This window comes from Streptomyces sp. AA1529, from assembly GCF_000280905.1.
Classification (GTDB): domain Bacteria; phylum Actinomycetota; class Actinomycetes; order Streptomycetales; family Streptomycetaceae; genus Streptomyces.
In genome coordinates this window covers 106,920-114,616 of sequence record NZ_ALAP01000103.1, presented here as the reverse complement: position 1 = coordinate 114,616, position 7,697 = coordinate 106,920, and the positions used below count along the sequence as shown (strand labels likewise).

8 protein-coding genes are annotated in these 7,697 nt (G+C 71.5%); 4 read left to right on the top strand and 4 right to left on the bottom strand.

All coding sequences use genetic code 11. The features are described 5' to 3' along the window. Positions 1-474 precede the first annotated feature (474 nt). From A949_RS0130575 to A949_RS0130565, 3 genes are all read left to right on the top strand, one after another. Positions 475-1,197 (top strand): class I SAM-dependent methyltransferase, encoded by a 723-nt coding sequence (locus A949_RS0130575; protein ID WP_051019703.1) that lies wholly within the window; start codon positions 475-477, stop codon positions 1,195-1,197. A 54-nt stretch (positions 1,198-1,251) separates the two neighbouring features. Beyond that, positions 1,252-2,484 (top strand): cytochrome P450, encoded by a 1,233-nt coding sequence (locus A949_RS0130570; RefSeq protein ID WP_019359874.1) that lies wholly within the window; start codon positions 1,252-1,254, stop codon positions 2,482-2,484. Positions 2,485-2,733: 249 nt separating this feature from the next. Next, positions 2,734-3,906 (top strand): nitric oxide synthase oxygenase, encoded by a 1,173-nt coding sequence (locus tag A949_RS0130565; RefSeq protein WP_019359873.1) that lies wholly within the window; start codon positions 2,734-2,736, stop codon positions 3,904-3,906. Between the two features lie 123 nt (positions 3,907-4,029). Here the strand turns inward: A949_RS0130565 and A949_RS0130560 are convergent, their stop codons facing one another. Further along, positions 4,030-4,605 carry a rhodanese-like domain-containing protein gene (locus A949_RS0130560; protein ID WP_019359872.1) on the bottom strand — a complete coding sequence of 192 codons (576 nt, stop codon included), beginning with the start codon at positions 4,603-4,605 and terminating at the stop codon, positions 4,030-4,032. A gap of 79 nt (positions 4,606-4,684) precedes the next feature. Here A949_RS0130560 and A949_RS0130555 point away from each other — a divergent pair, with 79 nt between their 5' ends. Further along, entirely contained in the window at positions 4,685-4,972 is a 288-nt protein-coding gene (locus tag A949_RS0130555) for a metal-sensitive transcriptional regulator (RefSeq protein ID WP_019359871.1), read from the top strand. A gap of 77 nt (positions 4,973-5,049) precedes the next feature. Here the strand turns inward: A949_RS0130555 and A949_RS0130550 are convergent, their stop codons facing one another. From A949_RS0130550 to A949_RS0130540, 3 genes are all read right to left on the bottom strand, one after another. Next, on the bottom strand, positions 5,050-5,793 hold the full coding sequence (locus A949_RS0130550; protein WP_019359870.1) for a sulfite exporter TauE/SafE family protein: 744 nt from the start codon (positions 5,791-5,793) through the stop codon (positions 5,050-5,052). Then, positions 5,790-6,155: a rhodanese-like domain-containing protein gene (locus tag A949_RS0130545; RefSeq protein WP_019359869.1), complete on the bottom strand. Its 366-nt coding sequence runs from the start codon at positions 6,153-6,155 to the stop codon at positions 5,790-5,792. Before A949_RS0130545 ends, A949_RS0130550 begins: the two co-directional genes overlap by 4 nt. Positions 6,156-6,254: 99 nt before the next feature. Then, complete coding sequence (locus A949_RS0130540; protein ID WP_019359868.1) at positions 6,255-7,613, bottom strand: MBL fold metallo-hydrolase; 1,359 nt, start codon at positions 7,611-7,613, stop codon at positions 6,255-6,257. Positions 7,614-7,697: the final 84 nt, after the last annotated feature.

The window sequence follows — 7,697 nt, the reverse complement described above, 5'->3', positions numbered from 1 at the left end:
AGCGCCCGGGCGGCGTCATATTGGCCGCGTACCCCCGGAGTGAAACACACCCGACCCACGACGTGTCAAGGTCGAATCCGGCGCCCCCGGGAGGGCCGCTGGAGTCGTCAAACCCGTGTATGCGTAGGCAAGTTGAGCCTTCGAGCGCGATCCGGGCATGGCTGCCGGAGCGTCGCCCGGAAGAATGACCCCGGGGCGCCTGCGGTGCCCTGACCCGCTTCCCGCCGAAGCCGACCCGCGTGTGATCTACCTCATACGCCCGGGTCGGAGATTTCGCATAGCGTGTCCAGCCGGTGACGGCAGATGCCGACGTTCGGTGCCTATCCGCCCTGTTCTCGCTCCGTTTCCGCCTCATTTCCATCCCACTCCGGCCTTCGGGAGCCGTACTCCTCCCACTCGACCGATTCCGCGCGGCCAGCGCACCATCCGAAAGCGGAGCGTCTCCCGTCCGACCCTGAGGGACGTGCAAGGTTCATGTCAGAAAGCAATGCCCGGCACAGCGCTCTCGAGATCCTGGAAAAGCAGCGGCAGTTCGACCTCACCCTGGCGGAGATCGACGACATCGAGGGGTTCGATGCATCCCTCGGGGTGGAGACGGGCAAGCCGGTTGAGCCCTGGGAGGTTCTGGAGGCGGACGACCGCACCCTGGAGAACAATTCCCGCTATTCCCCGACGCCGGTCCGGACCGTGCGCGCCGCGCTCGCCGCGACCGCTGTCCGGCACGAGGAGATCTCCTTCGTCGACTTCGGCTCGGGCAAGGGACGCGTGCTGCTCATCGCCGCCGAGCATCCCTTCAAGCGGGTCATCGGGGTGGACTTCTCCTCCGAGCTCTGTGCGACGGCCAGGGAGAACGTCGAGCACACCGTCCGGAACCCGCCGGCGCACCGGAGCCCGATCGAGATCCACCACCAGGACGCCCGCGAGTTCGCCATCCCCGACGACGCAGGGTTCTTCTACTTCTACGAGCCCTTCTCGGCGGCCGTCGCCGCGGCAGTACTCGACAACATCGAGGCGTCACTCGCCCGGCTCCCACGCGACGCGGTGCTGTGCTTCGTGGGATCGAGCCTCCTGCCCGAGGTGGAACAGCGCGGCGTATGGGCGCAGTCGGGCGACACCCTCGCCTCACCGGATGCCGACTACTACAGCACCCGGCTCTACACCTACACGAACGGCTCCGCAGGAGGGCGCCCCGGGTAGGGGCCTTCCGGCGCAGCTCCGCAGCACCTCCGTACCGAAGGCGAGTCACCCTGCATGTCCAGCCTCATCACGCCCGATTCCGGTGCTCTGGACACACTGGATCTGGCCGATCCGCGCACGCACGCCGAGTATGACCTCACCCAGGTGTGGCAACGGCTGCGGAAGGAGCAGCCCTTCTACAAGCACCGGCCGGTGGGCGGGTCGGAGGGCTTCTGGGTCGTCACGCGGTACGAGGACGTCTCCACCCTCTACCGCGACACCGCGCGCTTCACCTCCGAGAAGGGGAATGTGCTCACCACGCTCCTCATGAGCGGTGACTCGGCGGCGGGCATGATGGCCGCGGTGACGGACGGTCCGCGCCACAACGATCTGCGCAGGATCCTGCTCAAGGCGTTCTCGCCGCGGGTGCTCACCGGGGTGGTGGAGAACATCCACGCGGCCGCCCGGCAGTTGCTGCTCGACGCCGTCGCGCGGGAGGAGTGCGACTTCGCGCGGGACGTGGCCGCGCACATCCCGCTCAACGCGATCTGCGACCTCATGGCAGTGCCCCAGGCGGACCGTCCCTTCGTACTGGAGTGCACCGAGGCGGCGCTGGGATCGGACGGGGCGGCCCAGTCCCCCGCTGTCGCCTGGCAGGCACGCAACGACATTCTCGCCTACTTCGAGAAGCTGGCCACCGAGCGCCGGAAGAACCCCGGTACGGACGCGGTCAGCATGCTCGCCACCGGCACCCTCGAGGGCAAGCCGCTCACGATGGACGAGATCGTCGTCAACTGCTACAGCCTCATCCTCGGCGGCGACGAGACCAGCCGGCTCTCGATGACGGGTGCCGTAGCGGCGTTCCTCGAACACCCGGATCAGTGGCGTGCGCTGTTGAAGGGCGAGGTGGAGGTCTCCACCGCCGTCGAGGAGGTCCTGCGCTGGACGACGCCCGCGATCCACTTCGGCCGGTCCGCGCTGGAGGATGTTCCGGTCGGCGACCGGGGGCAGGAGATCAAGGCCGGCGACATCGTCACTCTCTGGAACAACTCGGCCAACATGGATGAAGAGGTCTTCGCGGACCCGGGCCGCTTCGACCTGGCCCGTACCCCGAACAAGCACATCGCCTTCGGCTACGGGCCGCACTTCTGCCTCGGCGCCTACCTCGGGCGCGCCGAGATCGCGGCCATGCTCACCGCGCTCCGCGACATCGTGGCCACGATCGAACCGAACGGGGAGCCCCGCCGGGTCTATTCGAACCTGCTGTCCGGCATGACCAGCCTTCCGGTGGTCCTGCGCCCCGCCTGACCTCCGGGGGATGCGCCCCGGCCGCCCGCCGCCCACGAGGGCGTCCGGCGCCTCCGGGGCACCCGCGGCGAAGCCGCGCGCCGGCGACGGCCCGGTGCGCGGGAACTGAACACCGACATGTCGGTTTCCGGGACCTCCGGCCTCCCGGCCCGCTGGACAGGGGCGTTAACCTCTACCTTTGCTCCCCGAGGCCGCAGTCGGCCGGCTTCGCCTGCGACATGGGCGGCCTCCGCCCCCTGTGAGGTACCCGTGCACTTCGATGCCTGTCCCGTAGCGGCGTCCTCCGCCGCCTCCGGCCTCCCCGGACCGTCCGGGGGCCCTGTCGCCGACCGGGACGAGGCGGAGGAGTTCCTCCACCAGTTCCACGCCGAGCACCCGGCACTGCCGATTCCGCTCGGCACCCGGCTGCAGCAGGTCCGGGCCGCCATCGACGCGACCGGCAGCTACTGGCACACCCCGGAGGAGCTGACCTGGGGAGCTCGGGTGGCGTGGCGCAACTCCGCCCGCTGCATCGGACGTCTGTACTGGCAGAGCCTGCGGGTGCTGGACCGCCGGAACGCGCACGCGGCCGAGGAGATCCACCACCACCTCACCGATCACCTGCGCCAGGCCACCAACGGCGGCCGCATCCGCCCCGTGATCTCCGTCTTCGCGCCCGACACGCCCGCACGTCCCGCGCCTCGGGTCTGGAACGACCAACTCGTCCGGTACGCGGGCCATCGCCGTGCGGACGGCAGCGTGCTGGGCGACCCGGTGAGCGCCGACCTGACGGCGGCGGTGCGGCGCCTGGGCTGGCAGGGCCCGGAGGGGATGTTCGACGTGCTGCCGCTCGTCGTGGACACCCCCGGCGACAAGCCCCGGCTCTTCGACCTCCCGCCCGACACGGTTCTGGAGGTCCCGCTGCGGCATCCGGACTGCAGCCGGATCGACCAACTCGGCCTGCGCTGGTACGCGGTTCCGGTGATATCCAGCATGCGGCTGCGGATCGGCGGCGTCGACTATCCCCTCGCCCCGTTCAACGGCTGGTACATGGGCACCGAGATAGGCGCCCGCAACCTCGTCGACGAGGACCGCTACAACCTGCTGCCCACGGTGGCCGCCTGTCTGGGCCTCGACACCAGCAGCGAGGCCACGCTCTGGCGGGACCGCGCGGTCGTCGAGATCAACGTCGCCGTACTGCACTCCTTCCAGGCCGCGGGGGTGCGCATCAGCGACCACCACACGGAGTCCCGCCGCTTCCTCGCCCACCTCGCGAAGGAGGAGCAGCAGGGCCGTACCGTCACCGCGGACTGGAGCTGGATCGTTCCTCCGGTCTCCGGTGGCCTCACTCCGGTCTTCCACCGCTACTACGACGAGGTGGAACAGCGCCCCAACTTCCATCCGGGGGCCGACCTCTCCGCCCGGATGCGGGACACCGCCTGAGGGGACGTCCGGTCTGCCGGCCGCCGACCGGGCCGGCTCTCCTCCGGTCCGTCCGCCGGCCTGCTCGCCCGGCCCCTGCCGGTTCCCCGCCGGGCCGGAGGCGCCGTGGCCGCGGAGCGCGGCTCAGCGGTTGCGGAGTTCGGCCAGGGTGGCGTCGAGGTCAGCGGCGCGGGGGCGGTTGTGGGGCAGCTTCGCCAGCAGGGCGGCCATGCCGCAGGTGTTGGTGAGGGCCGAGAAGACCAGCCCGGCGGCGATACCGGCGGAGAGCAGTTGGAAGGCCGGGTGGACCAGCAGACCGAGGAGGAGGCCGAGGAGGACGACCGTTCCCGCGGTGAAGCGGACCTGCCGCTCCATGCCCCAGGTGGCGCCGCCGGCGCCCTGCGGGCGGTGCAGGTCGTGGCCGTCGGCGGCCCAGGCGCCGGTGCCGCCGGAGAGGGTGGCGGTCTCGATGCCGTTCTCGGCGAGGATCCGGCAGGCGTTCTCGGACCGGGCGCCGGACGCGCAGACCACCAGGATGTCGCCGCGGTCGGCCGCGTGGCGGATGTCGGGCAGGGCCCGCGGGATCTGGTCGAGGGGGACGTTCAGCGCGCCGGGCAGGTGCCCGCCGGCGTATTCGCCGGGGGTGCGGACGTCGATGACGGTCAGCTCGTGCAGCCGGGTGCGGGCTTCTCCGGTACCGAGGGCGGTGGGCGTGGTCATGGCAGATGTCATCCTTTTCTTTCGGTGTGCCCCCTCGGGGCAGTATATTACCCGTGGGGGTATTTTATGAGGAGTGCTGATGGAGCTTGATCTGGCGGCAGCGGAACTGAAGTCGGTCCTCAACCGGCTGCGCCGGGCGCAGGGCCAGATCTCCGGGGTGATCCGGATGATCGAGGAGGGGCGGGACTGCGAGGAGGTCGTCACGCAGCTGGCGGCCGCGTCCCGGGCACTGGACCGGGCCGGGTTCGCGATCATCGCCACCGGGCTGCAGCAGTGCCTGACCGACATGGAGGACAGCAGCCGCTCCGGAGAGGACCGGGACGAGATGCGCGCCCGGCTGGAGAAACTCTTCCTCTCCCTGGCCTGACCCGACCGCCCCGGGGCCGCCGCCCCGGGCCCGTGGGTGCCGAGCCGTCCACCCCGGATGCCCGGCGGCCCACGCGCTCAGACGATCACGTCCACGAGCATGAAGGCCGCCACCGCCAGCAGGACGAAGGCGAAGATCCGTTGCAGGGAGCGGCCGGTGATCTTCGTGGCAAGGCGTTTGCCGTCCCAGGCCCCGAGGATCGCGGCTCCGGTGAACGGGGCGATCACCTCCCAGCGCAGGTCCCCGCCGCCGCCCGCCCGCGCCGTCAGTGCGGCCAGCGAGTTCACGGTGATGACCAGCAGGCTGGTGCCCACGGCCTGCTTCATCCGCAGCCCGAGGACCCCCACCAGCGCGGGGACCGCGAGGAACCCGCCGCCGACGCCGAGGAATCCCGTCACGGCTCCCAGACCGGCGCCGGCCCCCGCCGCTCCGGCGGGACGTGTCCGCTCGGGCGGCTCGGAGTCCGAGGGCCGCAGCATGCGCAGGGCGGCCAGCGCGGCGACGACCGCGAAGGCGGTGGTGAGTGCGGCTGCCGGGAGGCGGCCCGCGGCGGCCCCGGCCAGGAACGCCGGCACGATTCCCGCGGCCGCGAACAGCGTCCCGGTCCGCCACACGACGTTGCCGTCCCGGGCGTGGACGTACAGGGCGGTGGCCGAGGTCGCGGTGACGATGATCAGGCTGGCGGTGGTCGCGGACGCCGGTGAGAACCCCAGCAGATAGATCAGCGCCGGGACGGCGAGCACGCTGCCACCACCGCCGAGTGCTCCCAGGGCCAGGCCGACGACGGCCCCGGCGATCAGGGCGACGATCAGGAGGCTCACGCTATCGAGCCGGTGTTCCCGCGTTCGTCGACGACCGGGAGCCCGGCGGCGGCCCACGCGTTCATGCCGCCCTCGACGTCCACCGCGTCCGAGTTCCGCTCGGTGAGCAGCTTCGCGGCCTGCTGGGAGCGGTGCCCGCTGCGGCAGATCACCACCAGCGGACGGCGCTGTGCGGCCGCGGGCAGGTCCGCACCCGCGGCCAGCCCGGTCAGCGGGGCGTGCACGGCACCCGGGGCGTGCCCCGCCTTCCATTCGGACTTCTCGCGCACGTCCAGCAGAACCGCTTCAGCCCGGTCCCCGGCGGTGCGGGTACGGGCCTCGTCCACGGACAGGCGCGGTGCGCTTCTGCGGAAGAGGAACATCGTCGATGTCGCCTTTCTCGTTCGGGTTCCCGGTCGGGTTCTCGCCGGGCTCTCGTTTCGGGTGCGGAACGGGGCCGGGCCGTCCGAGCCCTGCGCGTCTCAGCCGCTGACGACGGCCAGTCCGGCCTCGACGGCCGCGTCGAAGCCGTCGTCCACGGCAACGACCCGCCGCCCCGCGGCGTCCAGCAGCGAAGCTGCGACACCGGCGCGCATGCCACCGGCGCAGTGCACCCAGACCGTTCCGTCGGGCACCTCACCGAGCCTGTTGTGCACCTCGTGGATCGGAATGTGGACCGACCCGGCTATCCGTCCCGCGGCGCGCTCGGAGTCGCGGCGCACGTCGAGGACGACGACGTCCCCCTCGTCCCGCGCCGCCAGTTCCGCGAACGTGGCCCGGGGGAAGGAGGCGGGGCTCTCCCCGTCGCGAAGCCAGGCCGCAGGGCCGCCGGTCGCCGCGGAGGCGGGCCGGTCGATGCCGACACGGACCAGTTCCCGCTGCGCGGCGGCCAGTTGCTCCGCCGATTCCGCGAGCAGGGTGACCGGCTTGCCCCACGGAATCATCCAGGCCAGATACGTGGCGAGCTTGCCCTCCGCCTCGAAGTTGAACGAGCCGGCGACATGGCCTTCCGCGAAGGCGACCCGGTGGCGCAGGTCGACCACCCACTCACCCGCCGTGAGCCGCGCGGCGATCTCCTCCGGGTCCGCGACCGCGGGCCGGGTCAGATCGACGGGGGCAGGCCCCTGGGCATTGGCGGGGCCCATGTGCGCGTAGTAGGCGGGCACGTCCTCCAGCCCGGCGAGCAGCTCGGCGACGAAGGTGTCCGCGTCGGAGGTGAGGGCCGTGTTGGCGGCCTTCTCCGTTCCGATGGTCGTGGTGTCGCCGTCGGCCTGGGCGGAGGAGCAGAAGCTGCCGAATCCGTGCGTGGGCAGGACCGCGGTCTCATCGGGCAGGGCGTCGGCGAGACGGTGGGCCGAGGCGTGCTGGGCGTGCGCCAACTGCTCGGTCAGTCGCGGCTCGACGAGGTCCGGGCGGCCGACGGTGCCGATGAGGAGGGAGCCGCCCGTGAACGCGGCGACCGGGCGTCCCGCTTCGCCGAGTACGTAGGCGGTGTGGTGCGGCGTGTGTCCCGGTGTGGCCACGGCCGCCAGCGTCAGGTCCGGGTCGATGTCGACGGTGTCCCCGTCGGCGACCGGGATCCGGGGGAACGAGACCCGCGCACCGGCCGGGACGAGATAGTCGGCTCCGGTGATCCGGGCGAGCTCCAGGCCGCCGGTGACGTAGTCGTTGTGGATGTGCGTCTCCACCACGTGGGAGATGCGCACTCCCCGCCGGGCGGCGGCCGCCAGCACCTGGTCGATGTCGCGAGGCGGGTCCACCGCCACTGCCGTTCGCGTCCCACCTGCGAGGTAGCTGCGGTTGCCCAGGCCCTCGATCTCGATCGTGTCGACGAAGAACACCGGGGTACTCCTTTCCCGAGAAAATTACCCCCGTGGGTATGCCGATCAGCGTAACACTCGTACCCCCCCGGGTATATTCCGCAG